This is a genomic window from Vibrio sp. 1249-1, from assembly GCF_033340495.1.
Genome location: NZ_JAWOWJ010000409.1, coordinates 1 through 778 on the forward strand (window position 1 = coordinate 1; position 778 = coordinate 778).

The window sequence follows — 778 nt, forward strand, 5'->3', positions numbered from 1 at the left end:
AATGCAAACAGGGTCGGATGTCATTAAACATCATTCATTGTCCAACTTTTCTCAAATGCTAAGCAGCATCGGTAAAACAGACGATGCTCTACTGCTCGCACAACGCTGTGTTGAGTTACCTAACCCAGACAGCATCGAAATCATTAAGATGCCATGCTATGAAGCGTTTGCCGAAGCGTATCTCGCCGACAAGCAATACGACAAAGCGATTAGAACCGCTCTCCTCGTCCTAGAACAAACCAAATCAACCAATGAGCTTGAGCTAAAACAGCGTATCGATATGTTGTCGGTTTTGGTTAACGCCAACCAAGTACTGCAAAATTATGAAGCCGCCTTCCGCTATTTGTCTCAGTTGAGAGCACTTGAAGAAGAATTTTCTGAGCACATTCACGGCGAAGAAATGATCAACATTAAGTTTGACCTTGAAGCGAAATTGGCTCAAAAAGAGTTGAATTTGCTTGAGACGAAAAACGCACTTCAAGCCTCTGAGTTGCGCTCGCAACGTTACCGCGAAATGTTTTACTTTATCGCTATTGCAGCCATTGGTGTGGTGGGTTTCCGTTATGTTTTGCGAGTCAAAAAGATCAATAAAGCACTAACGCAAGAAAGTACTACGGATCTGTTGACGGGCCTTCACAATCGCCGCTATTTGGAAGTGTGGTTAGAGAAGATGGCCCGCCGCACTCCAGATAGAACCTTCGCGCTTGCGGTTCTTGATGTCGACCATTTCAAAGCTTTTAACGACACTTCTGGTCACGACATCGGCGACCACATGTTG

At 45.0% G+C, this 778-nt stretch carries 1 protein-coding gene; it reads left to right on the top strand.

Going from position 1 to position 778, the window contains the following annotated elements:
* Positions 1 to 778 (top strand): GGDEF domain-containing protein (locus R7Z50_RS26685; RefSeq protein ID WP_318149640.1); only part of this gene is annotated, 778 nt, incomplete at both ends.